20 protein-coding genes are annotated in these 23851 nt (G+C 67.6%); 11 read left to right on the plus strand and 9 right to left on the minus strand.

Going from position 1 to position 23851, the window contains the following annotated elements:
* The first annotated feature begins 13 nt into the window (after positions 1 to 13).
* Genes ACZ5BM_RS02530 through ACZ5BM_RS02550 form a run of 5 tightly spaced genes read left to right on the plus strand, consistent with a single transcriptional unit; the run spans position 14 to position 6879 of the window.
* Positions 14 to 559: a RodZ family helix-turn-helix domain-containing protein gene (locus ACZ5BM_RS02530; protein ID WP_498909769.1), complete on the plus strand. Its 546-nt coding sequence runs from the start codon at positions 14 to 16 to the stop codon at positions 557 to 559.
* Positions 560 to 574: 15 nt separating this feature from the next.
* A complete protein-coding gene (locus tag ACZ5BM_RS02535) occupies positions 575 to 4156 on the plus strand; it encodes a tubulin-like doman-containing protein (RefSeq protein ID WP_498909770.1) in 3582 nt (1193 codons plus the stop codon).
* Positions 4146 to 4802 carry an RT0821/Lpp0805 family surface protein gene (locus ACZ5BM_RS02540; RefSeq protein ID WP_498909771.1) on the plus strand — a complete coding sequence of 219 codons (657 nt, stop codon included), beginning with the start codon at positions 4146 to 4148 and terminating at the stop codon, positions 4800 to 4802. Before ACZ5BM_RS02535 ends, ACZ5BM_RS02540 begins: the two co-directional genes overlap by 11 nt.
* Entirely contained in the window at positions 4799 to 5935 is a 1137-nt protein-coding gene (locus ACZ5BM_RS02545) for a PEGA domain-containing protein (protein ID WP_498909772.1), read from the plus strand. Before ACZ5BM_RS02540 ends, ACZ5BM_RS02545 begins: the two co-directional genes overlap by 4 nt.
* Entirely contained in the window at positions 5935 to 6879 is a 945-nt protein-coding gene (locus ACZ5BM_RS02550) for an AEC family transporter (RefSeq protein ID WP_498909773.1), read from the plus strand. The genes ACZ5BM_RS02545 and ACZ5BM_RS02550 overlap by 1 nt, the downstream gene beginning before the upstream one ends.
* Before the next feature lie 7 nt (positions 6880 to 6886).
* On the opposite strand, the gene ACZ5BM_RS02555 is transcribed toward ACZ5BM_RS02550, so the two are convergent.
* From ACZ5BM_RS02555 to ACZ5BM_RS02565, 3 genes are read right to left on the minus strand one after another with little or no spacing between them, the layout of a single operon-like run.
* Positions 6887 to 7381 carry a hypothetical protein gene (locus tag ACZ5BM_RS02555; RefSeq protein ID WP_498909774.1) on the minus strand — a complete coding sequence of 165 codons (495 nt, stop codon included), beginning with the start codon at positions 7379 to 7381 and terminating at the stop codon, positions 6887 to 6889.
* Complete coding sequence (locus tag ACZ5BM_RS02560; RefSeq protein ID WP_498909775.1) at positions 7378 to 7662, minus strand: hypothetical protein; 285 nt, start codon at positions 7660 to 7662, stop codon at positions 7378 to 7380. The genes ACZ5BM_RS02555 and ACZ5BM_RS02560 overlap by 4 nt, the downstream gene beginning before the upstream one ends.
* Positions 7663 to 7679: 17 nt before the next feature.
* Positions 7680 to 10256 (minus strand): cation:proton antiporter, encoded by a 2577-nt coding sequence (locus tag ACZ5BM_RS02565; protein ID WP_498911454.1) that lies wholly within the window; start codon positions 10254 to 10256, stop codon positions 7680 to 7682.
* 162 nt (positions 10257 to 10418) lie between these two features.
* Between ACZ5BM_RS02565 and ACZ5BM_RS02570 the strand changes: the two genes are divergently transcribed.
* Positions 10419 to 11381, plus strand: a complete 963-nt coding sequence (locus ACZ5BM_RS02570) for an isopenicillin N synthase family dioxygenase (RefSeq protein WP_498909776.1) — start codon at positions 10419 to 10421, stop codon at positions 11379 to 11381.
* Positions 11381 to 11893, plus strand: a complete 513-nt coding sequence (locus tag ACZ5BM_RS02575) for a DUF6985 domain-containing protein (RefSeq protein WP_498909777.1) — start codon at positions 11381 to 11383, stop codon at positions 11891 to 11893. The genes ACZ5BM_RS02570 and ACZ5BM_RS02575 overlap by 1 nt, the downstream gene beginning before the upstream one ends.
* A 42-nt stretch (positions 11894 to 11935) precedes the next feature.
* On the opposite strand, the gene ACZ5BM_RS02580 is transcribed toward ACZ5BM_RS02575, so the two are convergent.
* The 4 genes from ACZ5BM_RS02580 to ACZ5BM_RS02595 all read right to left on the minus strand — a co-directional run bounded on the left by ACZ5BM_RS02580 (position 11936) and on the right by ACZ5BM_RS02595 (position 15628).
* On the minus strand, positions 11936 to 12298 hold the full coding sequence (locus tag ACZ5BM_RS02580) for an FKBP-type peptidyl-prolyl cis-trans isomerase (RefSeq protein ID WP_498909778.1): 363 nt from the start codon (positions 12296 to 12298) through the stop codon (positions 11936 to 11938).
* 36 nt (positions 12299 to 12334) lie between these two features.
* Positions 12335 to 13312 (minus strand): YihY/virulence factor BrkB family protein, encoded by a 978-nt coding sequence (locus ACZ5BM_RS02585; RefSeq protein ID WP_498909779.1) that lies wholly within the window; start codon positions 13310 to 13312, stop codon positions 12335 to 12337.
* Positions 13313 to 13391: 79 nt separating this feature from the next.
* Positions 13392 to 14633, minus strand: a complete 1242-nt coding sequence (locus ACZ5BM_RS02590; RefSeq protein ID WP_498909780.1) for a M48 family metallopeptidase — start codon at positions 14631 to 14633, stop codon at positions 13392 to 13394.
* On the minus strand, positions 14630 to 15628 hold the full coding sequence (locus ACZ5BM_RS02595; RefSeq protein WP_498909781.1) for a zinc-dependent alcohol dehydrogenase family protein: 999 nt from the start codon (positions 15626 to 15628) through the stop codon (positions 14630 to 14632). The genes ACZ5BM_RS02590 and ACZ5BM_RS02595 overlap by 4 nt, the downstream gene beginning before the upstream one ends.
* 130 nt (positions 15629 to 15758) lie before the next feature.
* Between ACZ5BM_RS02595 and ACZ5BM_RS02600 the strand changes: the two genes are divergently transcribed.
* From ACZ5BM_RS02600 to ACZ5BM_RS02610, 3 genes are all read left to right on the plus strand, one after another.
* The gene (locus tag ACZ5BM_RS02600; RefSeq protein ID WP_498909782.1) at positions 15759 to 17120 is read left to right on the plus strand and encodes an alpha/beta hydrolase; all 1362 of its coding nucleotides are present in this window, start codon (positions 15759 to 15761) and stop codon (positions 17118 to 17120) included.
* On the plus strand, positions 17117 to 18634 hold the full coding sequence (locus ACZ5BM_RS02605; RefSeq protein WP_498909783.1) for a GMC family oxidoreductase: 1518 nt from the start codon (positions 17117 to 17119) through the stop codon (positions 18632 to 18634). The genes ACZ5BM_RS02600 and ACZ5BM_RS02605 overlap by 4 nt, the downstream gene beginning before the upstream one ends.
* A gap of 364 nt (positions 18635 to 18998) precedes the next feature.
* Entirely contained in the window at positions 18999 to 19730 is a 732-nt protein-coding gene (locus ACZ5BM_RS02610) for an alpha/beta hydrolase family protein (RefSeq protein ID WP_498909784.1), read from the plus strand.
* A 7-nt stretch (positions 19731 to 19737) separates the two neighbouring features.
* Here ACZ5BM_RS02610 and ACZ5BM_RS02615 read toward each other — a convergent pair whose 3' ends face one another.
* Positions 19738 to 21102, minus strand: coding sequence for an ABC1 kinase family protein (locus ACZ5BM_RS02615; RefSeq protein WP_498909785.1), 1365 nt, complete (start codon positions 21100 to 21102; stop codon positions 19738 to 19740).
* Positions 21095 to 22888 (minus strand): M3 family oligoendopeptidase, encoded by a 1794-nt coding sequence (locus ACZ5BM_RS02620; RefSeq protein ID WP_498909786.1) that lies wholly within the window; start codon positions 22886 to 22888, stop codon positions 21095 to 21097. Before ACZ5BM_RS02620 ends, ACZ5BM_RS02615 begins: the two co-directional genes overlap by 8 nt.
* Before the next feature lie 125 nt (positions 22889 to 23013).
* On the opposite strand from ACZ5BM_RS02620, the gene ACZ5BM_RS02625 reads away from it, so the two are divergent.
* Entirely contained in the window at positions 23014 to 23847 is an 834-nt protein-coding gene (locus tag ACZ5BM_RS02625; RefSeq protein ID WP_498909787.1) for a DUF3667 domain-containing protein, read from the plus strand.
* Positions 23848 to 23851 lie beyond the last annotated feature (4 nt).

Below are 23851 nucleotides of genomic sequence, written 5' to 3' on the forward strand. Positions count from 1 at the left end.
TCGAGACCGCCCCATGCCCGCACCCGCCCAGCTCCAGCCCCAGACTCCCGCGAAGAGCGGCACGCCGGACTTCAACCTCCAGCCGCCCAGCGGCGACGCACAGACGGCGACCCCGGCGGTGCCGGCCCAAACCGGCGTTCAGACCGGCGCGCAGCCGGGGTCTCAAACCGGGACGGCGCAAACAGGCCAGATCCAGACCGGCCAGACCATCGACGCGGCGACGCTGCCGGGCGAGGCCGGGCTGTCCGCGACCAGCGCCGCGGTGGGCGGGGCCATTCTGCTGGTTCTGGCGGTGGGGCTGTTCTTCGTGCGCGGCGCGATCCGCTCGCATCTGATCAGCCTGCGCGCCTCGCCCTCGGCGGCGGGAAGCGCAGGATGGGCGCTGTTCGCGCTGCTGCTGGCGCTGTGCGTGCTGGTGCTGTTCGGGCTGCTGGGCAATCTCTGGGGCACGCTCGCCTTCACCCTGCCGCTCGGCCTGTTCATCCTGCTGATGCTGGTTCTGTTCGTGCTGCTGTATCGCGCCGCCGCGCGCGGACGGCAGTTGCGCCCGCGCGCCTGATCGGGAGTTCGACCCATGTCTGCCACCACATCAGGCACGCCGGAGAAGGCCACGCCGCGGCGCGTGCAGCCTACTTTGTTCGTGGGGCTGGGCGGCACCGGGATGCAGATCCTGCTGCGTCTGCGCCGCCGCATCCTGACCGCGGACTGGAACGGGCGGCGGATCGACGATCTGTCGCGCTTCCCGATCGCCTCCTTCGTGTATTTCGACACCGACCTGCGCACGGCGATCGAAAGCGACCGGCAGGCGAACAGCGATCCGCTCGCCCGCATCGTCGCCTTTCGCGAGAACGAGCGTCTGCAGCACGCCGTCGACGTGAAGCGCTACATGAAGGATATCGACCGCTATCCGCTGATCGCGGACTGGCTGCCGATCGCCGATTTCGCGCTGATCAACACGGAGAAAGGCGCCGGACAGGTCCGGGCGATCTCGCGCCTGTTGTTCTTCGATCAGTTCCGCAAACTCTCCGACATGCTGCGCGAGCGCGCCGACCATCTGCTGCGCTCCGTCGGCCATCAGGACGATCTCGCCCATCTCGGTCTGGAGGTGGAGAACCGTCTGCGCGTGGTGGTGGTGTGTTCGGCGGCCGGAGGCACCGGATCGGGCGCGTTCATCGATCTGGGACTGGCGCTGCGGTCGCTGATCCATCCGATGCCGACGGTGGAGCTGGTCCTGCTTCTGCCGGGCGGATACCAGGATCATCAGCGACAGCGCGTGAGCGCCAACGGCTACGCGGCGCTGATGGAACTCGAACACGCGATGCGTCCGAACCCCTCCCCGCCTTTCGTGGAGCAATGGGCGGAGCATCAGGGCCCGGCGGCAAATATCGCGCCGTTCGACGACGTGTATCTGCTCGACACGCGCAACGTGCTCGATGACGGTCTCGACGGCGTCGAGGATCTCTATGACATGGCCGCCGACATCCTGTTCGAGGATTTCGGCACCTCGGAATTCGCGGCGACCAAGCGATCCATCGCCGTCAACCAGGCGCAGCACAAGGTCGACAACTACGAACCGCCTTTGCCGGCCAAGCTCGGCCGTCAGGCGCTGCGCTACAGCCAGCTCTTCTCGTCCTTCGGCCAGAGCACGATCGACACCAAGAGCCGCGTCGCGGTAGACAGCGCGGTCGCCGAGACCTCCAAGGCGATGCTGAAGGCGTATTTCAACGTGGCGCTGGAGGATTCAGGACGTTTGCCGACGCCGTCCGAGCGCGACGACTTCCTCGACGAGCAGTTCTTTCTCCAGCCCAACCCGTTCCAGCACGTCCTGCCCGGCGCCAGCGATACCGGAACCATCAACGAGCCCGCGCTGATCGAGCGCCTGCTGGAAGACGGCAACGGACAGTCGATCCTGGCGGGGATCGATCGCGATCTGCTCGCGACCTACCAGAGCGAGGCGTTCAATGGCGCCGATCCGCGCAATCTGCCGACCCTGGCGTTGCGCGAATTCGAGCAACGCCATGGCGACGTTCTCGGCACGATCAGGCACAAGAGCGGATCGGGCCTCGCCGCCGATCTGATCCTGGCGACGCGCAACCGCCTCACGGCCGAACGCGCCTCCCCCGGGCCGCACGGTCTGCGCGCGGTTCTGTTCGATTATCTCGACCAGCGCGATCGCGGCGGTCTCGACTACACCATCCGTCTTGTCGAGGATTCCAAGCTCCAGCTCGAAACCGAGATCGGACGTTTGTTCGAGATCGAAAACCGCTACGCCGCGCGCGCGGCGGAAACGCAGCGCCGCTTCGAGCAATCGCTCGACAATCTGCGCGAGGCGGTGAACCGCCGTTTGTTCGGCCCGGACCGCAAGGCGGCGGAACGCTATCTCGAGCATCTGCACGTCGAGACCTCGTATTATCTTGCCATGCAGTTGCGCCGTCAGGCCGCCGTGGAAGCGCAGCAATTCCTGCGTGACATGTCGGAGATGCTGGGCACGCGCCGCGGCCAGGATGCGGACGGCAACACGCTCTGGGATGGCGCGGTGGCCGAGCTTGTGCAGGGCCGTCTGCTGGTGCGTCGCACCCTGGCCGAGTTCGACACCGAGATCGGGCTTCTGCGCGAAGCGGTCTCGCGGCGCGATGCCGGAACCTTCGTGGTTCTGCCCGAAGCGGATGCTGAAGCGCATGCCATGCTGGACAGCGACCCTGCGGACATTACCCGCTGGGCGCAGGAGATGTTCCGCGACGAGGGCGGATCGCGCGTTCTGTTCCCGATCCTGCGCGACGATTCCGCGAGAGCGGTTCTGCTGAATCGTCTGCGCGGCTTCGCGCGGGTGCAGCTGGCGCCGCGTGCGGACTCGCTGCGTTCGGCGCAGTCGATCCTGCTCGACATGAGCGCGCGCGACCGCATGGCGATCTTCGGGCGTGCCATGGTCCGCGCCATGCCCTGGCTCGACGCCTCGTTCGATCATCTTGGCACAGGCATCGCCATGGGGCCGCGCTACACGCTGCTGATCGCCACCGACGACAAGGAGAGCTTCGAACGCAATTTCGGCGCGGAGATCGCGCAGGTGGTGCCGACCGGGCGTCTCGGCATCGGCGTGCCGCAATACCTGAATTCGGGTCTGCGAGACCGCGTCGTGATCTATTGCGAATTGAGCGGCATTCCGCTCGACAGCATCGATCCGCTCCGCACCGATTGGCGCATCGCCTACCAGCTCGAACAGAAGCGGCCGATGCCGCTGCACACGCATCGACAGAGCGAGCGTTTCCCCGATCCCGTCGTGCCGACCACGCGCGAGATCGAGGAGATGCGCCGCAACATGGGGCTATTCATCCGCGGCGTGGCCTACGGAATCCTTCAGCGCGGCGCCCGTCCGGGCGAGCCCTACCAGATCGATCTGGGCGGCGGCGACTGGGGCGATGCCGGCACGGAGCGGGTGATCCGGTCCAGCGGCTTCTCGCGCCATCGCGACAAGGTGCAGAATCGTGTGGAAGCGTTCGAGCACGGTCTCGGCAAGCTGCAATTGCTGGCCGCCGCCGCCTTGATCGGCTGGACCGGCGAGCGCGTCTATGCCGCGCGCAAGAGCCGGATCGGGCCGACCCAGACCGACCGCATTCCGGGTCTGGTGCAGATCCTGGCAGGCGAAATCGCCCAGGATCTGCGCGAACGCGCCGCGACCATCCAGGGCGCGCCGAGCGACGTGACGGATGCATTCGAGACCCTGTCCCGCACTATTCCGGACTGGACGACAGCATTGCCCGGCAGCGCCGCCGATGCCGATCCGCACGACGCCAACCAGGACCCGTCGGACGCGCCGGAAACCCGCGCCCAGGACAAGAGACGCATCGTGCCGGAGCGTTTCACCGAAACGGCCCTGTCGCGTCTGCTACAGCCCGCGACCTCTGCGGGAGCGCCGCCACGCGACGAACCGCTTTCCACCGGAGCGGCCTGGCATCTCTCGATCGCCAAACAGCTCTCCGGCCCGTTCGCCCTGGCCGAGATGCGCGTTCTGGCCGGCAACGGAACGCTGCGCGAAGGCACCAATGTCCGTCTGCTGGGCAGCACGCAATGGCAACGCGTGCGCGACGTTCCGGTGCTGCTCGATCTGCTGCGGAACACCTTGCCGGAGGACGAGGAGCTTCTGCCGGATGACGAATGACGCCGGGTTCCGGCCCTGGCGGCGATACGCTCTCGCCCCGGTTCTGCTTCTGCTGCTGCCGCCGGAACCCGCCCGGGCACAGGAATCCGTTCTGCCGATGGCGCAGGCGCAGCAGGCGGTTGCGGGGCGTCTGCCGTCCATTCTCGACAGTGTTCCCGCCAACACGCCGGTGCCTTGGGAGGACCCGAATACCGGCCTGTCCGGTACCATCGTCCCGTTCGCCCCCGATCTGCGCGACGGGCGTTTCTGCCGGGCGCTGCGCTACACTGTGGAAGGTGCGTCGCGCCGTTTCGCGGTGGAAGGCGAGCGCTGCCGGCTGCCCGATGGCGGCTGGGGACCGGGACGCGTCGCCGATCATCTCTACGATGCCCCCGAAGCGAGTCCGCTGATCCGCGACACCCAGGCGGCGTTGAAACGGCTGCTGTATTACGACGGCCCCGTGGACGGCGTCGCGTCGGACGTGCTGTCAGCGGCGATCCTGCGCTTCGAGCATGACGAGCAGGTGGCGCCGGACGCACAGCCGAGCGCCGGGCTGCTGGAACTGGCGGATGCGGCGATCAACCGCATCCCGCAGGCGGGAAGCTGCACCCCGAGCCAGCCCGTTCCCGATGGCTGGTCGGCGGCATGCGGGAGTGCCGCGCCGTGAGCGTGACGTGCCCGCATTGCGACGCCAGGCTCGGATCGGCGGTGCCGTTCTGTCCGTTCTGCGGCCGGGAGCAGCGCATCGCCAGGCCGACACCACCGCCCGCTCCCCCGCCGGCGCCGCCCGTCGCCGACGAACCCCCGCCGCCGAACGCCGCCTCGCATCCGGCCGCCCCCGTGGTGCCGCCCGATCTGGTGCGGACCACCGCCGCGCCCGAGGAGCCGGTGCGTGTCGAGCCGAGTTTCGCGCCGATGCCGGAACCTGCGCACGACACCCCGCACGAGCGTGCGGAGAGCGCGCACGATACACGCTGGAACGACACACGCGCACGGCCCGAACGGTCGCGCACGCCGCGTCCGCCCAATCCGCACCGGGCCGGCGCCATCCGCAAACTTCTCGCCGCCGTCTTCGTGTTCGTGTGCGCGGCGATCCTGTGGCGGACGCTGGTGGTGACGCCGCACGGCACGCTGATCGTGCATCTGAGCCGCCCCGCCTCCGGCAGCGTCCTGGTGGACGGCGTGACGTCCGGCGCGGCGGACAGCCCGATCGCGGTCTCCGCCGGGCGGCACAGGATCGGTTTCGCCGCGGACGGCTACATGACGCCGGACCGCATCCTGCACGCGGAGATCGGCAGAACCACGACCCTGACCCTGTCGCCGCAGCCGAAACCGGCGGAGCTGGTGCTCGACAGCGATCCGGCCGGCGCGTCGGTGAGCGTGGACGGGCGGGTGATCGGCCATACGCCTCTGCGCCGCACCCTGCCCGCCGGGCCGCACAGGATCGCGGCGACCGCGGCCGGCATGCAGCGGGTGGAACGCGAGATCGATCTGCGTCCCGGCGCGCCGACGACGCTGTCCTTGTCCCTGCCGCCTGTGCCGCTGCGCAGGCTGCGCTTCGATGCTCCGGCCGGACGCTGGAGCGATCCGGTCAGGCCGCCCGCCGGCACGCGCTTCACCCTGCTGTTCCGCGATCCGGTCCGGGTGCGGATCGCCGGGCGCGTGGTGCTGCTGCAGCCCGGCGCTCCGGTGGAGCTGGGCGCGCTCGACAATTCAGGCATCGCCGTCACATCGGCCACGGCGCAGGACGTTCCGGTGCAGATGCTGATCGCGTCTCCCGCGGATGGCGGAGCCGGCTGATGCAGGCGGTGCTGTCGGTCCTGCTGCCGATCTTCGGGCTGATCCTGGCCGGTTTCGCGGCGGGGCGGCTCGGTTGGCTCGGCGACGGCGCCACCAACAGCTTGAACCGCTTCGTGGTACGCCTGGCGCTGCCGGCGGAGCTGTTCCAGAGCATGGCGCAGATCACGCCAGGCCAGATCGGCCATCCCGGCTTCATCGTCTGCTACGCCGTCGCGATGCTCGCGACCTTCGCGATCGGATTATGGCTCGATCTGCGCCGTCCGGTGCAGCGGGAGAACCGGCTATCCGGCGCGGTGATCGAAGGGCTGGCGTCCGGCTACGCCAACACCGCGTTCATGGGCATCCCGCTCTGCCTCGGCGTGTTCGGCCAGGATGGTCTGCCGCCGGTGATCCTGGCGTCGATCCTGACCGTGTGCGCTCTCTTCGCGCTCGGCATCGCCCTGGTGGAGCTCGACCTGCAATCCGGCCAGAGCACGGGCCGGACGCTGCTGAATGTCGGCGCGGCACTGATCCGCAACCCGCTGGTGGCAGCTCCTCTGGCGGGGGCTGCGGTGAATCTGGCCGGGATCCCGCTCGGCGCGCCGGTTCTGCGCTTCACCGGCCTGCTGGGTGACGCGGCCAGCCCGTGCGCTCTCGTGACGATCGGCCTGTTCCTGACCGAGCCGGTGCAGGGCAGCGCGCCCGTGGCGGCACTGGCTCGCGTGGTCGGGCTGAAGCTGCTGTTCCAGCCGGCCCTGACCGCGCTGCTGGCGCTGTTGGTGTTCGATCTGCCCTCTCTGTGGGCGCGTTCGGCGATCCTGATCTCCGCCCTTCCCGTCGGCACCGGCCCGTTCATGCTGGCGCGTCTCTACGAGCGCGAACCCGGCGTCGCCAGCCGCGCCACGCTGATCTCCACCATCCTGTCGCTGGTCACCGTGTCGTTCCTGCTGTCCTGGATGGCGTGAGCCGCAGTCACCTCTTCCCCTGGCCAGGACGGACATAGATCACCACCCCGGCCAGATCGGGACGGCCGAAAGGACCGGAGATGTCCACCCAGACCCGGTTCTGCTCGGCCAGGGTCATCCGCCCCTGGCCGATCGGCTTTTCGTTCCGAAAGACGGTGTAGAGCAGCGTCTGCGGACCGTCGGCCTTCACCGCCAGAGCCATGCCGTCGGCGCCCGGGCGCCGGATCGGCATCTCCGCGCCGTCGAGATGTCCGCTGACGGTTTCGTGCAGGCTCGGGATCTCCCACAGGATCGCGCCGTCACGGCCGATATGGAAGCGGTAGCCATCGGCCGCCTGGTCCCGGATCGCGGCTGGATTGCGTGTCTGACTGAGAACCCAGTCGCCGTTCCAGGGGCTCTCCGCGCCGGCCGGCGGCGGGGGAGGCAAAACGGACGGCGCGGCCTGCGCCGAGCAAACGAGAAAGGCCGACCCTAAACCCAGCAGGCTCGCAAGGCGAATCACAGAAGCAGCCGTTCGGCCAGCGCGGCACGCTCGGTCTCGAGATCGTCCCGGCAAACCGGCACCCCCGCACGACGATACCAATAGGCCGCGTTGCCGAGATCGCCTTCGACGCGATGCAGGAACGCGTGCATCAGGCATTCCTCGGCATTGCGCGGCTCTTCCACCAGAGTATGCGCGGCAGGCCAGTCGCCCTTCGCCTCGTGCCAAAGAGCACGCAAAACCGGCGACGCGCCTTGCGGCGGCTCCGTCATGGCACGAAGGCGGTCGAGCGCTCCATTCACGGCGGTGCCCTCCAGGGTCAGCGATGCGAGATCGTTTCGATCTCCGCCGGCGGGACGTAATCCGGAAGGGCGACGGCGGCACCCGTCGGCGCGGGCAGAAGCGGCTGGTTCGGCGCCTCGCCCATGCGGACGCGCGACTGACGGTCGAGGTTCTCCCGCACCACCGGGTATTCCTCGGCCAGACGCAGGAACTCCTTGGCGCTCATCGCCAGCAGATGGCCGAAACGCAGCGAGCGCACCGACGTCCGCACCTTGCCGCCACGCAGCAGATCGTCCGCGCCCAGCACGGTGCCCGGGCCGAAATGAACGTCGTGTTCGTCCACATGCGTTTCGAACTGGCCGGCGCTGACGAAATACACCATGCGCACGGGACGGTCGCGCTTCAGGATCCGCTCGTTCGGCGCAGTGAAGTGGATCGCCACGCTCATCGCCAGATCGTGCAGCACCGCCACGGGCACGCCGTTCAGCGCCGGAATCGCCTTGATCCGGCTTTCGATGCCGCTCTTCAGGTTGAAGCGCATGCGCCGCTCCATCCTGTGCCGCCGCACCTCCACGCCCCGGAACAGCTCGGCGTGCAGCTCCTCGCTGATCAGGCTTTCCGACAGCAGCTCGTCGTACTGCTCGCCTTCGAGACGCAAGGCCACCTGACGCAGCATCCGGCTTTCCAGCGCCTCGGTGTAGCCCTGGTAGTGCAGGCGCATGGTGCCGATCGCTTCCTCCAGCAGCTTCTGCTGCCGTTCCAGCACCTCGGACACGATATCGGCCAGGCGCGTGCCCAGAGTCGGCTCGACGCGGCGGCGCATGAAGCGGGTCAGCGACAGCGACACGATATGCGCCACCATCAGCATCTCGAACCGCTCCATCATCGCATACATCAGCGGCGCATCGAGATGCAGGCGATGGTGGATGAACTGCGCGAAACGGAAGCGCCAGCTCGGGCTCAGACGCCGGCGTACCGCCTGCACGTAGCCGAATCGCCCTTCCAGACGCGCGCCGTCGATCATCGCCTCGGCAGAACGCAGAAGCGTTTCCATTACCCGCCGCGAGATGCCGCGCGTGCGGAACAGGTCGAGCAGGATGGAGCGTTCCTGGTTGGCGATGGTGATCAGCGCCAGGGTGACGCGCTGACGGTCGCCGAGCGCGGTGTCGAACGTATTGGCGGCCTGCTCGGCGGCGATGCGGCGATCCAGCTTGTCCAGAACATGCTTCATCGCATGGGCGGGAAAGCCCAGATCGCCGGCCACGCGGCGCGTGCGCTCCTTCACCTCGCCCAGGCCGATGCTGAGCACCTGATGCCGCAGCGCCTGATCGATCGGCGACAGCTGATCCAGCTTCAGCTTGATCACCAGATGGCGCAGCGTGGTGCCGTTCAGGAACAAGGTGAACAGAACGAAGCCGGTGGCGATGATGCCGATGAAATGCGCCACCTCCGCATTCACGTGCGAGTTCTCGGCCACGGCCAGAGCCAGCGCCAGGGTGATGGCGCCGCGCAACCCGCCCCAGACCATGGTGGCCTTGAACGGCGTCGGCACCGGCGGCGACAGCTTGGTCGCGGCCAGAACCGGCAGCATGCCGAACACCACCGCCGTGCGGGCGACGAGGCCGGCGGCGACGGCGATCAGGATCAGGACCACGTCCCATCGCGTCATGCCGATCAGCAGGCGCGGCACCAGCATGGAGGCCAGCACGAACACCAGCGACCCGGCCCAGAACACGAGCTGTTCCCACAGCTCCTGCACGAAGCGCCAAGTCTGCGGCCGCAGCGTGGACGGACCATAGGCGGAATACACCAGACCGGCCGCGGCGGTCGCCACCACGCCGGACATGCCGAACCGGTCGCAGACGATATAGGCTACGTAAGGCAGGGCGATGGTTAGCGTGACCTCGGCCGCAGGCGTGCTGCCGACCAGGGTGGTGGTCCACAGGGTAAGCCGGCCCAGCAGCCCGCCGACCACCAGGGCGCCGCCGAAGGACAGCACGAAATCGACGATGGCCGGCCCGGCGGACACCTCGGCATGGTTGGTCAGGGCCGGAAGCAGGATGCCGAAGATCGAGATCGCCGCCGCGTCGTTCAGCAGCGCCTCGCCCTCGACCAGACGGGTCAGGCGGCTGGCGGCGCCGATCTCGCCGAAGATCGCCGCCACGGCGGACGGGTCCGTATTGGCGACGATGGCGCCCAGCGTCAGGCACACCACCAGAGGCATTCCCGAGAACGGATAGAGCGCGAACCCGATCGCCGCCGTGCTGACCACCACGGCGACGATCGCCAGCAGCAGTACCGTGGCCCATTCATGCGCCAAACGGCGCACATCGATCATCAGCGAGCCCTGGAACACCAGGATCGGCAGGAAGATCAGCAGGAAGGCTTCGGAATCGATCGGAAAATCGAGCAGGGTCCGCGCCGCGCCGTCGAACACGTTGGTGACGGAAGACCGCAGCAGCACATCGGCCGCACCGCCCAGTACGATCCCCACCACGGCGAGCAGCACGGTTTCCGGCAGCGCCAGCCTGCGCGCCACCGGCTGCACCGCGCACACGGCGACCAGCAGCAGCGCGATCGACAGCAGCACGGCAGGCAGTCCGACCATCATCATCATGCGCATGCCCTCCTTCGCGATCGTGCTGCGGCGAATGTGACACATCCATGCGGCAATTGCATGGCCGGAACTTCATGACGTGCGCGTTTCGCGTGGCGTTGCAGGGCTTCCGCTCCCGTCCCATTGCAGCCAAGACCGTCCGGCGGCCAGGATGCAGCCATGGATGCGACCCTGCCGATCATCGACATGAGCGGATTGACCGCCCCCGATCCCGAAACGCGCCTGGGCACCGCGACGTTGCTCGGCCGCGCCTGCCGCGACACCGGCTTTTTCTACGTCACCGGCCACGGCGTTCCGGCCGGAACCATGCAGGCTCTGTTCGACGCCTCGCGCCGCTTCTTCGCCCTACCGGCCGAGGACAGGGCGGCGCTGTCGATCCACCGTCACGGCAACAACCGCGGCTATTTCGGTCTGGCCGAGGAACGGCTGGATCCGGCCGCGGCGCCGGATCGCAAGGAAGGCTTCAATATCGGCCTGGAACTGCCCCCGGACGATCCGGACCTCGGCAAACCCTTCCGCGGCATCAATCCATGGCCGGCCCTGCCCGGCTGGCGCGACGCGATGCTGGCGCATTTCGAGCGCTGCCTGGCGATCGGTCGCACCCTGCATCGGGGCTTCTGCCTCGATCTCGGCCTCGATGAAGACTTCTTCATCCCCGCTCTCGACCGCTCCCTGGCGACGCTGCGCCTGCTGCGCTACCCGCCCGCGGACGGCGTGCCGAGCGACGCGCCCGGCGCAGGCGAGCATACCGATTACGGCAACATCACCATCCTGGCCGTGGACGGCGTGGCGGGGCTCGAACTGCGCCGGCGCGACGGGATCTGGATCGAGGCCCCCTGCGTCGAGGGCGCCTTCATCGTCAATATCGGCGACTGCCTGATGCGCTGGACCAACGACATCTACGTCTCGACCCCGCATCGCGTGCGCGTGCCGGAACAGGAGCGTTTGTCGATCGCGTTCTTCCTCGACCCGAACCCGGACGTGATCGTCTCGCCGATCGCTGGCGGCGAAGCCGCGCTGCGCCGCTATCCGCCCATCTCCGGCGCCGACTATCTACGCTCGAGGCTCGATCCGACCTACGACGTGCCGACCCGTCCCATTCCCGCCGACGGCGTCCTCTGATGCCGCAGATCACGACCGGATATTTCGACGCCAAGCCCGTCTGCCTGACCGAAAACGCCGTTGAACTGCTGGAGGAAAACTCGGCCGCGCGGCAAGCCCTGGACGCATTCCTGAGCCTGACGAGTACCGATCGGCTGCGCGACACGAGGCACCTGTATGCCTATTACCGGCATATCAAGGAGACCTGCGGCATCGCCCCGTTCGACGACGGCAGAACGATGAGCGTGCCGAAGACGCCCGAGGCGATCTGGGAGCATATCGCGCCGGAAGAGCTCTACGTAGAATGCGAGACCAAGGCCGACGGGTCACCCTGGTACGTGATCATGGCCGGCTCGTGCGATTGGGAGCTGGAGCACGGGCTGATGATGGTCTGGCGCGCCGACGGCACGCTGTGCCGGGTCGGCATGTTCGAGTGCGATTACAGCGACGTCGCCCCGTGGAACGGGAAACCGGGCTCCCGGATCGTCTACAAGGATCCGTTCAACGGATTCAGCACGCTCGCGGAGGACTGATCCAGTGCCCGGTGCAGGCGAACCCGCACCGGAAACGGCGTCTCAGGCGAGACCGAGCAGTTCCACGTCGAACAGCAGGGTCGCATTCGGCGGGATCACCGCCCCGGCCCCACGCGCGCCATAGCCGTGCTCGGGCGGCAGACGCAGCAGACGCCGACCGCCGACCTTCATGGTGCTGACGCCGATATCCCAGCCGGAAATCACCTGCTGCACGCCGATGGTGAAGCGGAACGGCTGGCCGCGATCGCGCGAGCTGTCGAACTTGGCGCCCTGCTGGCCGTCCTTGTCGAGCCAGCCGGTGTAGTGGACGATCACGGTCTGGCCGTTAACGGGGCTGGCCCCCTCGCCGATCACCTCGTCACGATACTGGATGCCGGACGGCAGAGTCTGGAATTCTTCGGACATGGAACGCTCCGATAGTGTGGCCGGACTGTATAGAACTCACCCGGCCCGCTGTGTATCCACCTGATGGTCGGCGATGAACGCGCCACGCTGGCCGGCCGGCTTGTCCGGTCCCACCGTCGTGTCGCGGCTGGTCTGCAGCTCCAGCTCTGCGTTCAGCTCCGCCCCCATCAGCACGACGATGGTCGAAATCCAGATCCAGGTCATGAAGCCGATCACGGCGCCCAGCGACCCGTAGGTCTTGTTGTAGGACCCGAAATTGGCGACGTAGTACGAGAACGCGGCCGACACCAGCACCCAGCCGATCGACGCGAACGCGGCGCCCCAGCTGATCCATTGGTAGCGCGCCTGATTCCGGCTCGGCCCGAACCGGTAGACGATCCCGAGCGCGAACGTCATCAGCACCAGCATCGCCGGCCAGCGCACCAGGGACATCACCTGCTTGGTCGCGCTGTCGAGCCCGAGATAGGCGAGCAGGATCGGCACCACCACGACCATCAGCATCGCGCCGATCAGGAACACCACCGCACCGAAGGTGAAGCACAGCGTCTGCAACGTCAGCCAGATGAAGGACCGCTTCTCCTTTTCGTGATAAACGACGTTGAGCGCGTCGAAGAACGATTTGGTGCCGTTGTTGGCGCTCCACAGCGAGGTCAGTAGACCGATCACCAGACCGAAGCCCAGCGCCTTGGGCGGGCTGGACGTCAGCGCCTGCACCTGCCCCTTGACGATGTCCATGCCGCCGCCCGGCACCACCCCCTTCACATTGTCGAGCTGGTCGATCAGCACCGTCGGGTCCGCGAACAGCCCGTAGATCGAGATCACAGTGGCGATCGCCGGAAACAGCGCCAGCAGCGAATAGAAGGTGCAGGATGCCGCCTCGGCCATGATCCTGTCGTCGAGAAACGACGAGAACATCCGCTTGCCGACCTGGAGCCATCCGGCCGCGGGAATCTGGCTCGGCCCTTCCGCCTCGGCTCCCGGCTGTTGTCCTGGCGTTCTCGCCGATGCGATCATGGGCTGGTCCTTGCTCGATCGAACCAACACGCCCGGGGGGCCCGGAGGTTGCCGAGCACCCCGGCGTCAGGTCGCGCGGTCAGGCCGCGCGCTGCAACGCCGCCACACGCAGCGGCACCGGCGGATGCGTGTGATGCACCAGCGAATACAGCCGGTCCGGCACGACCGTCGCCGCGTTGTCGCGCGCCAGGCGGACCAGCGCGTCAGTCATCGGCCGCGCTCCCACCATGCGACGGGCGAAGGCGTCGGCCTGGAACTCGTGCCGGCGCGACAGCGCGTTGCCGGCGACGCCGAGCACGGGCGACACCAGCCCGGCCAGCAGCAGCGCCAGAACGAGCCCGACGGCCGGGTCTGGATGAACAATCCCGAATGCCGGTTGCAGCCAGGGCTGCGCCGAAAGCCAGCCCACCGCTGCGCACAGCCCGAACAGCATCGCCACGCCACGCAGCAGGCCGGACAGGACGTGGCGGTGATGCACGTGACCCAGCTCGTGCGCCACCACCGCCTCGATCTCCTCCGGCGGATGCGCGTCGATCAACGTGTCGAACAGCACGATCCGCTTCGCCGCCCCCCAGCCGGTCACGAACGCATTGCCCCGGCTCGACCGCTTCGACGCGTCCATCTCCAGCAGGGCGCCGGCGCGGAACCCGGTCCGGTCCAGCAGCGCCCGAACCGGATCGGCCACGCTGGTACGCAGAGGCTGGAACCGGTTGAACAGCGGCGCCACCACCCGGAGATAGACGGCCGGCGCGGCCAGGGTGATCGCCACCAGACCGAGCCACGCCACCACCCACCATGGCCCGTGCAGATCGCGCATCACCAGCAGCAACCCGAACAGAAGCAGCCCCCCGATCGCTGCCGTCAGCACCAGACGCATCGCGAGATCGCGAACGAAACGCGCCGGGCTGGTGCGGTTGAACCCGAAACGCTGCTCCAGCCGCAACGTGCGCCACGCCGCGAAAGGCAGCCCGATCGCCGTCTGCGCCAGCCAGAGGATCGCGAAAATCAGCAGGCTGCGGCCGATCCCCACTGGCAGAACCACATTCGCCAGACGCGAGGCGAGATCGAACCCGACCAGCAACGCGAAAGCGGTGGCGAGAAACTCCGCCACGCGCTCCACCCCGCCGAGCCGCAGACGCGCAAGCGCATAGGACGACGCCTTCTCGTGCTGCTCGACCGACACGGTCGCGGCGAAGGCCGGCGGAACCCGGCCCCGCCCGGCCCGCACGGCGCGCGCCTGACGCCGGTCGAGCCAGTGGTAGACGCCACCGCTCAGAGCCGCCCAGCCGACACAGGCCCAGGCCAGCGGCGCTGCGATCACGGCGCGACCGAGAGCAGGATCTTGCCGATCTGCTCGTTGGATTCCAGGAACCGGTGCGCCTCCACCACCTGCTCGAGCGGGAACACGCGGCTGATCACCGGATCGAGCGCCCCGCTGGCCAGACCCTCCAGAACGAACCGCGTCGCCTGTTCGATCACCGCGCGATCCGCGTTCAACTCGAACAACGTGTAGCCCCGCACGGTGAGTTGCTTCGACAACACGGTGAACAGCGGCAGAGGCGTCGGCTCCGGGCTCAGCGCGCCATACTGGAACACGATCCCGCCTTGCGCCGCTGCCGCACAGAGTTTCTCCAGCGTGGGACCGCCGACGGGGTCGAACACGATGCGCGCCCCCTTGCCGTCCGTCAGACGCATCGTCTCGGCCACCAGATCCCGCTCGCCGGTCACGATGATCTCCACACCCGGCGCCGCTTTCTCCAGCGCGGCCCGCTTCGCGGCTGTCCGCGTCAGCGCCACCGGACGCGCACCCGCCGCCCGGCAGATCTGGATCGCCGCCAGACCGACGCTGCTGGTCGCCGCCGGGATCAGCACCGTATCCCCCGCACGAAGCCCGGCAATATGGTGCAGCGCGCCCCAGGCGGTGACGTACTGCATCCAGGATGCGGCCGCGGTCTCGAAGGCGATCTCCTTCGGATGCACCACCACCGCATGCGCCGGCGCGATCACCTCGTCGCCGTAGAGCGCGTATGCGTTCATCGAGAACGACGGAATGGTCGCGACATGATCGCCGGGCGCGATCCCCTGCACCCCCGGCCCGACCGCATCGACGATGCCCGCCGCCTCGTAGCCCAGACTCGCCGGCAGTTTCGGCTCCTCAAGATACCGCCCTTGCCGGAACATCGCCTCGGCCCGGTTCAGGCCGATCGCGCGCACCGCGATCCGGACCTCGTTGTCGCCCGGCTCCCGGCCGGGCAGCTCTTCCAGACGCAACACTTCCGGCGCGCCAGTTTCATGAAAGCGGACGATGCGGGGCATGGATCGGCTCCATTCGGGAAAGGGTTTCTCCCGAAATGGTGCATCCGAGCCAGGACGCAACATGCGGCACGGGAACCGACCGGAGGGCTGCCGTGTTGCGCCGTGCTCAGCCGAAGAAACGGACAAACCGATGCCGCAACCAGCGTCGCCGACGACGATCGTCTTCATGCACCATCTGGGCGGCAGCGCGGAAACCTGGACGAAGGTGGAAACCCTGCTGGCAGGACGGTTCCCGGCCCTCGGCCTCGACCTGCCCGGCTTCGGCGACGCCTCCTCCACGCACGGACGTTCCGTGGAGGCCATGGCGGAGTGGATCGAGCATCAGCTCACCGATCGCGTCGACGGACCGTTCTTTCTGGTCGGTCACAGCATGAGCGCGAAGGTGGCCCTGACGGTGGCGAAACGCGCCGAAACCGCGCCGCCCTCCCCGTCCCGCCTCGTTGGGCTGGTGCTGGCCGCGGGCTCGCCGCCCGCGCCGGAACCGATGGAGAATGAAAAGCGGGCTGAGATGCTCGGCTGGTTCGAAGGCGACGCGGTGCAGAGCCGCAAGGAGGCGGACCAGTACGTGCGCGCCAATGTCGCTGCCGATCTCGACGCCGAAACCCACGAAGCCGCCCTGCGCGACGTCCTGCGCGCGGCGCGCCAGGCCTGGCGCCACTGGCTGACGGATGGCAGCAAGGAGGATCTCCGCGAGCGGATCGGCAAAGTCGCCGCTCCGGCCCTGGTTCTTGCCGGAACCGAGGACGAGGCGCTCGGCGAAGAGGTGCAGCGAACAATGACGATGCCGCATCTGCACGACGGACGGCTGGAGCGTATCGCCGGTGCCGCGCATTTGCTGCCGATGGAGAAACCGGACGCGGTCGCAAAGCTGATCGCCGAGTTCGTCGACACACTCACACAAGAAACGCGGTCCGGCCGCATGACGGGCCGCACGCGAGCCCTGCTGGAGAAGCGCGGTCAGCCCGACGACGGCTACGAGCCGCGCGTTCTGGACCGGAACGGTCTCGCCGTTCTCCGCGCGTTGGTGCGCGCGATCCTGCCGATGCCGGACGGCGTCGAGATCGATCTGGCGGCGAAGCTGGACAGCAAACTCCATGACGGCATCGGCGACGGATGGCGTTTCGCCATGCTGCCGCAGGATGCCGACGCCTATCGGCAGGCGCTGGCGACCCTCGATGCGTCGGCACAGCGCAAGCACGGCACCGGATTCGCGACTCTCCCGCGCGCCGACATCGACACGATGATCGACGATCTCGCCGCCGGCAGACTCGACACTTCGGACGGCGGCCTGTCCGCGGAGGCGATGCAGAACTGGCTCGCAGAAGTCAGGGGCGATAGCTGCCAGATCTTCTTGACACATCCGGCGATCGAGGCCCGCGCCGGCATCCTCGCCGCCGCGACCGGCAACGACACCGAGCTGCTTGGCTTCAACAAACCGGGCGCCGGCGAAAATGAAGACTGGGAAAACGGTTTCTGGCAGGAGCACGCATGATGCGCCGGTTCTCTCCGAGCGAGATCGTCGACGTCGTGGTGGTCGGCACAGGGGCCGGTGCAGGCCCGCTGCTAGCCCGGTTCGCCGCCGCCGGCCTGTCCGTCGTGGCGCTCGAAGCCGGCCGCTTCCGCAACCCCGGTAACTTCACCCCCGACGAACTCGGCTCGCCCGATCTCTACTGGATGGGCGAACGCCTGAGCGCCGGCGAAACCCCGGAAGCGTTCGGCGCCAACAACAGCGGCATCGGCGTCGGCGGCTCGACCCTGCATTGGGGCGCGTTCACACCACGCCCGGACCCGCGCGAATTCCGTTTGCGGAGCGAAACCGGACAGGGCGAAGACTGGCCGCTGACCGTCGCGGAGCTGCTGCCCTTTATCGAACAGGTCGAACGGGATATCGGCGTGTGCGGTCCGGTGCAGTATCCGTGGGATCCAAACAGGACCTACGCGATGCCGCCCTTGGCGCTGAACGCTCCCGCACAAAAGATGCAGCGCGGCTGCGAGGCCTTGGGGATCACCACGGCCGACGCTCCGGCGGCGGTGCTGTCCCGCGCACGCGTCGGACGCGCCGCCTGTCTCAACTGCGGCGCCTGCCATCAAGGGTGTCGTAACGAGGCCAAGGCCACCACCGCCAACACCTACATCCCGGCCGCCATCGCCGATGGCGCGGAAATCCGCACCGGCTGCATGGCGGTCGACATCGAACGAGCCGCCGACGGCCGCGTGCGATCCGTCGCCTATCGCAAGGACGGTGTCCTGCACGCGCAGAAATGCCGTGCGCTGGTTCTGTGCGCCGGCGCGGTCGAGTCCGCGCGCCTGCTCCTGCACACGAACACCGGCAACGGCAACGGACAGGTCGGACGCAACTATATGGCGCATGTCGCGACCCAGGTCTGGGGCTCATTCGACGACGAGATGCGGATGAACGAGGGCTATCCATCCTCGTTGATGACGGAAGACTTCCTGCGTCCGAAGAACGCCGATTTCGCCGGCGGCTATCTGGTGCAGAGCCTCGGCGTGATGCCGGCGACTTGGGCCAACGCAATGGGGCGCGGCCGGGAGATCGGCGGACGCGCCCTCACCGACGCCCTGCTCGGCTACAATCATGCAGGCGGCATCGGCATCAACGGCGATTGCCTGCCCCGCGACGACAACCGCATGACGCTGTCGAACGAAACTGACGAAAGCGGGATGCCGAAACCGCTGATCACCTTCGGCTACGGTTCCAACGAAAAGGCGATGGACGCACACGCCATCCGCATGATGCGCGACGTCTGGGAAGCGGCAGGTGCCAAGGATATCTGGGTCGCCCCGCGTTCCGCACACACCATCGGCACCTGCCGCATGGGCGACGACCCGGATCGCAACGTCGTCGACGGCGTCGGGCGCAGCCACGAGATCGACAATCTGTGGATCTGCGACAACTCGACGTTCCCGAGCGCGATGGCCGCCAACCCGGCGCTCACGCAGATGGCGTTGAGCCTGCGTACGGCGGAAGCGTTTCTCCGCAACTGAGACGATCCGGCGCCAGCTTGCCTTCGCTGCGAGCCCGATGCAAGCAGAAGGGCCTGCGTCGCCGGATCGGAAACACGGGTGGGTTCCACCCCGCTCCGCACGGTCCGTTACGCATGTGTCTTCGTATAGGCAGGTCCCGGTGGCACGATTGATCAAAGCCGTCGTCCCGTTGTTGCTGGCGGCTGCCCTGCCGTGCTGCACAGCGGCACCCGAGCCGGTTCCGGAAACAGGCCGCTGGCGCGCGATGCCTATTTCCGTACCCGTCGCGGTCGATGGCGACCGAGTGCTTCTCGCAGGCAAGGTCTGTCGGCCCGATGGAGACGCACCCGCCCCCGTCGTGGTCGTCGCCCACGGCGCGCCACCGATGCGGGATCGTCCGTTCGTCACCCTGCACCCCTGCTCCGACCGGGCGATCGCCTGGTTCCTCCGTCGCGGCTTCGTCGTGGTGCAGGCGCTGCGTCGCGGCTACGGCGAAACCGGCGGGATCGATGCGGACAGCATCGGACCCTGCGGCGATCCCGACTACGTTCGCGGTGGTCTCGAAGGCGCCGTCGATCTCGACGCGACGGTGCATGCAGCCCTGTCGCTGCCGTTCGTCCGGCCGGGTGGCGCCGTCGTGCTCGGGCAATCGGCCGGCGGCTGGGCCGCGCTGGCCTATTCCAGCGCTCAGCATCCCGACGTCGCCGCCTTCATCCTGATGGCGCCCGGCAATGGCGGCCATGTCGACGGCGAGGCGAACGTGACCTGCGAACCGCGTCGTTTGATCGAGGCCGCAGGGTATTTCGGCCGAAGCTCGGCCGGTGGCGTGCTCTGGATCAGTGCCGCCAACGACACGCGCTTCGGACCCCGTCTGGTCTCGGCGATGCAACAGGCTTTCGTTGCCCATGGCGGCGAATTATCCGCCGTAGCGGTCGGCCCGTTCGGCAGCGATGGTCACGCCCTGTTCTTCGGCCGTGGCGGAGCAGCGATCTGGGGGCCTGTGGTGACGGCCTATCTGAACAGGCACGGCATCGCCGTGCCCGATCCGCACCCTCAGCCGCCGTCCAGGACGAACGCGGCACCCACCGCCCCGATGGATGGCGGCGGCGATCGTTGAAGGGCGTTCAGATCGTCGACAGCGGCGGCGGCACGCGCGCGTCGCGCAGGGCCGTCTCCTGACGCTGCGCCATCTCGTCCACGTCGAAGCCCTCAATCGTTTCGTGATACAGCCGGTGCCAGTTGAGCTTGGCGCCCAGACGTAGAAAGACGCTGCCGAGGCCGATCGCCGACCGGTCGATCAGCACGAACTCCTGCGGCGGACGCACGCCGCCGGTACGCTGCAACCCGGCATGCACACGCTCCACCACAGAACGGCCGAAGGTGGGATCGTCGTTTTCCTGAATCGGACGGACGCGATCCTGCAGCAAAGGTTCGTGCAGGAAACGCGCCCACTCGTTCAGAACCGCCATCTTCTCGCGGGTGAGGTTGGTGAAACCCCATTGCTGGTAGGCGTGGAACGCCTGGTCGTCGTCGTTGCGAGCGATTGCCTGCTGCAGATCCACCACGCCGCGCACGAAGCGCGCCGGGAACACGCGAATGGCGCCGAAATCGAGCAGGTTGATGCCGCGATCCGCACGCACCTGGAAATTGCCCAGATGCGGATCGCCATGGATCACGCCGTAGCGGTAGAGCGGCAGATACCAGGCGGCGAAAAGCGCCTTCGCCACCTCGTTGCGGCTCTCCTGGTCCGGATCGCCGGCCAGGAACGTCTGGATCGAGATCCCGTCCAGCCATCCCATCGTCAGCAGACGCGCGCTGGACAGATCGTCGAACGGCTCCGGCACCGACACCTCGTCATGCCCCGCCAGCATGTGACGATACAAGCGCAGATGCGACGCCTCGCGGCGATAATCGAGTTCTTCCCTGACCCGTTCGGCCAACTCCTTGAACACGTCATCCTGCTGGATGGCGTTGTCGAGCCGGTGATACACCGCCATGCCCAGCTTCAACTGGCGCAGATCGGCTTCCACCGTCGAACCCATATCCGGGTATTGCAGCTTGGCCGCGACAGGACGGCCATCCCGCAGCGTGGCCCGATGCACCTGACCCAGACTGGCCGCCGCGATCGCTTCCCGGTCGAACGACCCGAATTTGCGTTCCCAGTCCGGGCCGAGCTCGGTCGCCATCCGCCGGCGCACGAACGACCAGCCCATCGCCGGGGCGTTCGCCTGCAGATGCGCCAGCTCCTCTGCATATTCCGGCGGCAGAACATCGGGAATGGTGGAGAGAAGCTGCGCCACCTTCATCAACGGCCCTTTCAAGCCGCCGAGAACGGCGCGCAGATCCTCCGCATGCGCGTTCTTGTTGGTGCGGATGCCGACCTTCGCCCCGGCCATGCGCGCGGCGATCCCGCCGACGGCCCCGGAGGTGCGTGCGAGACGGCGGATTTCGCCGAACACGCTGCCCCGGTCGAGATCGCGCTCAGCCATCGTCACGCTCCAGCTCGTCGATAAATCCACTGATCACATCAAGACCCTTGCGCCAGAAGTCAGGGTCGGTGGCATCGAGACCGAACGGCGCCAGAAGCTCCTGGTGCCGCTTGGTGCCGCCCGCTTTCAGCATCTCGACATATTTCTGCTGGAAGCCCGGATGCCCGCTCTGGAACACGCCGAACAGCGCATTCACCAGACAATCACCGAACGCATAAGCGTAGACATAGAACGGCGAATGCACGAAATGCGGCACATAGGCCCAGAACTGATCGTAATCCGGTGTGAAATTGAACGCAGGCCCGAGGCTCTCGGTCTGCACCTGTCGCCAGATCTCCCCGATCCGCTCCGGCAGCAGCTCGCCCTGGCGGCGCTCGTCATGCAGCAGCGTCTCGAAGCGGTAGAACGCGATCTGGCGCACCACCGTGTTCAGCATGTCCTCGACCTTGCCGGCCAGCATCCGGCGACGGCGCGCCGGATCGGTTTCCGCATCGAGCACGGCGCGGAAGGTTAGCATTTCGCCGAACACGCTGGCGGTCTCGGCCAGAGTGAGCGGCGTCGATCCCATCAGATAACCCTGATCCGCCGCCAGAACCTGATGGATACCGTGCCCGAGTTCGTGCGCCAGCGTCATCACGTCGCGCGAACGGCCGTGATAATTCATCAGGATATAGGGATGCGCGTCCGGCACGGTCGGGTGCGCGAACGCGCCGCTGCTCTTTCCCGGACGCAGCGCCGCGTCGATCCAGGGCCGGTCGAAGAAACGCTGCGCGATCCCGCCCAGCTCCGGCGCGAACCCGTTATAGGCGCCCAGCACACGCTCCCGCGCCTCGTCCCAGCTGATCTTCGCGTCGAGATCGGCCGGCAGGGGCGCGTTGCGGTCCCAGTGCTCCAGTTTCTCCAGCCCGAGCCACTTCGCCTTCATCACGTAGTAGCGATGCGACAGGCGCGCGTAATCGCCGGTCACCGCCGTCACCAGCGCATCGACCACCTCGTCCTCGACCATGTTGCCGCGATTGCGCGCACTGCCGGGGCGCGGATAGGCGCGCAGCCGGTCGGAAACCTCCTTGTCCTTGGCGAGCGTGTTCGTGATCAGAGAGAACAGCCGGATGTTGTCCTTGAACGTCACCCCGATCGCCTTTGCCGCGCGCTCGCGCACGGCGCGGTCGCGATCGCTCAGCAGGTTCAGCGCATCGCCGACCGTCAGCTTTTCGCCGTCGATCTCCACCCGCAGCCCGGCCATGGTCTCGTCGAACAAACGGCTCCAGCTCTGCGCGCCGGTGACCGACTTCTCGTGCAGAACGCTTTCCACCTCCTGCGAAAGCTGGTGCGGGCGGAACACGCGCAGGTCGCGCAGGAAAGGCTGCCAGCGACGCAGCCGCTCGTCCTCCAGCAGACGGGCCAGATGCGCGTCGTCGAGACCGTTCAGCTCCAGGGTGAAGAAGATCAGCCGGGACGAGATCTCCGTCACGCGCTCGTTGGTGGACTGGTAGAACCGCCCGATCGCCGCATCCTGGGAATCGCCCGCGAACAGCAGCCCGGCGAAGGACACGGCGCGCCCCATCAGCACGTCGATGCGCTCGTATTCCGCGATCGCCTCCGCCAGCCCGCTGCCGTCGAGGGTCGCGAGCTTGCCCTTGTAGCCCTCCTCGAACGCCTTCGCCGCACGATCCGCCTCGGCGAAATCCTGCTGCAGAGCAGCATCGTCCATCCCCGCATACAGGTCGGACAGATCCCAGACGGGGCTTTCCGGAACGGTGGAAACGGCAGTGGCGGCGTTGGACATTCGAGGCGCAATCCTGTTCGGCTCGGTTCTATCTATGGCCTCCGCGCCCCGCTTCAAAGGGCGCCCCATCCGACCGAGACGAACAACGCACCCCCGGTTATGCTGGTTCGGCACGGGAGAGGCCGATGGAAGACGCACATCATCACGACGGCCGCTTCTGCCTGAACTGCGGCGCGACCCCGGCCGGTGCGTGGTGCCAGGATTGCGGCCAGAAAAGCGGCCCCGTGCACCGTTCCGTGACCGATCTGCTGCGCGAACTCGCCGAGCTGATGACCCACGCCGATCATCGCATCTGGCGCACCCTGGTCGCGCTGGCGCTCCGGCCGGCCGTGCTGACCCGCGAATACCTGGCCGGCCGGCGCATGTCGCAGATCCCGCCTCTGCGCCTGTTCTTCGTGGTGCTGCTGCTCCTGTTCACCACGGGCTCCCTCACCCGGCACGGCATGGTCGCCGTCGACATCCCCGCCGCCGAGCATCAGGACGTCGTCAAGGCGATCGGCACCATCCACACAAGGTCCACCCGCTTCGACGACTGGCTCAAGCCGCATCTGCTGCGCGCCGTGGATAAGCCCGACCCGGTGATCGAGATCATCCGCGAATGGCTGGAACGCTTCACCCTGCTGATGCTGCCGATCGCCGCCGCCCTGCTCTGGCTGCTGACGTTCTGGACCCGGCCACGCTTCACCTTTTTCGACCACCTGATCTTCGCCACCCACTCCCTGTCCTTCGCCGGGCTGGTGCAGATCGCCGTGTTCCTGACCGGCACGATCGTTCCGGCGTCCGGCGTGCTGCTCCTGCTGCTGCCGGCGCATCTGTTCCGGCACATGCGCGGCGTTTATGGCGGCGGCGTCGCCCTCACCCTGCTGCGCATGGCCGTGCTGGGGCTGGGCAGCCTGGTCGCCGTGATCGTGCTGTTCACGATCCTGGCCTGGATGGGGCTCCAGTTCGCCGCCGACTGACCGG

Source organism: Lichenicola sp. GTC18331 (assembly GCF_055386855.1).

Excerpts from the sequence above, each read along its gene's own strand:
- ACZ5BM_RS02600 (WP_498909782.1), top strand. The coding sequence starts at position 15,759 with ATGCCGCAACCAGCGTCGCCGACGACGATCGTCTTCATGCACCATCTG.
- ACZ5BM_RS02595 (WP_498909781.1), bottom strand. The coding sequence starts at position 15,628 with ATGCCCCGCATCGTCCGCTTTCATGAAACTGGCGCGCCGGAAGTGTTG.
- ACZ5BM_RS02585 (WP_498909779.1), bottom strand. The coding sequence starts at position 13,312 with ATGATCGCATCGGCGAGAACGCCAGGACAACAGCCGGGAGCCGAGGCG.
- ACZ5BM_RS02625 (WP_498909787.1), top strand. The coding sequence starts at position 23,014 with ATGGAAGACGCACATCATCACGACGGCCGCTTCTGCCTGAACTGCGGC.
- ACZ5BM_RS02535 (WP_498909770.1), top strand. The coding sequence starts at position 575 with ATGTCTGCCACCACATCAGGCACGCCGGAGAAGGCCACGCCGCGGCGC.
- ACZ5BM_RS02615 (WP_498909785.1), bottom strand. The coding sequence starts at position 21,102 with ATGGCTGAGCGCGATCTCGACCGGGGCAGCGTGTTCGGCGAAATCCGC.
- ACZ5BM_RS02540 (WP_498909771.1), top strand. The coding sequence starts at position 4,146 with ATGACGAATGACGCCGGGTTCCGGCCCTGGCGGCGATACGCTCTCGCC.
- ACZ5BM_RS02620 (WP_498909786.1), bottom strand. The coding sequence starts at position 22,888 with ATGTCCAACGCCGCCACTGCCGTTTCCACCGTTCCGGAAAGCCCCGTC.
- ACZ5BM_RS02570 (WP_498909776.1), top strand. The coding sequence starts at position 10,419 with ATGGATGCGACCCTGCCGATCATCGACATGAGCGGATTGACCGCCCCC.
- ACZ5BM_RS02530 (WP_498909769.1), top strand. The coding sequence starts at position 14 with ATGCCCGCACCCGCCCAGCTCCAGCCCCAGACTCCCGCGAAGAGCGGC.
- ACZ5BM_RS02550 (WP_498909773.1), top strand. The coding sequence starts at position 5,935 with ATGCAGGCGGTGCTGTCGGTCCTGCTGCCGATCTTCGGGCTGATCCTG.
- ACZ5BM_RS02575 (WP_498909777.1), top strand. The coding sequence starts at position 11,381 with ATGCCGCAGATCACGACCGGATATTTCGACGCCAAGCCCGTCTGCCTG.
- ACZ5BM_RS02580 (WP_498909778.1), bottom strand. The coding sequence starts at position 12,298 with ATGTCCGAAGAATTCCAGACTCTGCCGTCCGGCATCCAGTATCGTGAC.
- ACZ5BM_RS02565 (WP_498911454.1), bottom strand. The coding sequence starts at position 10,256 with ATGATGATGGTCGGACTGCCTGCCGTGCTGCTGTCGATCGCGCTGCTG.
- ACZ5BM_RS02610 (WP_498909784.1), top strand. The coding sequence starts at position 18,999 with ATGCGGGATCGTCCGTTCGTCACCCTGCACCCCTGCTCCGACCGGGCG.
- ACZ5BM_RS02605 (WP_498909783.1), top strand. The coding sequence starts at position 17,117 with ATGATGCGCCGGTTCTCTCCGAGCGAGATCGTCGACGTCGTGGTGGTC.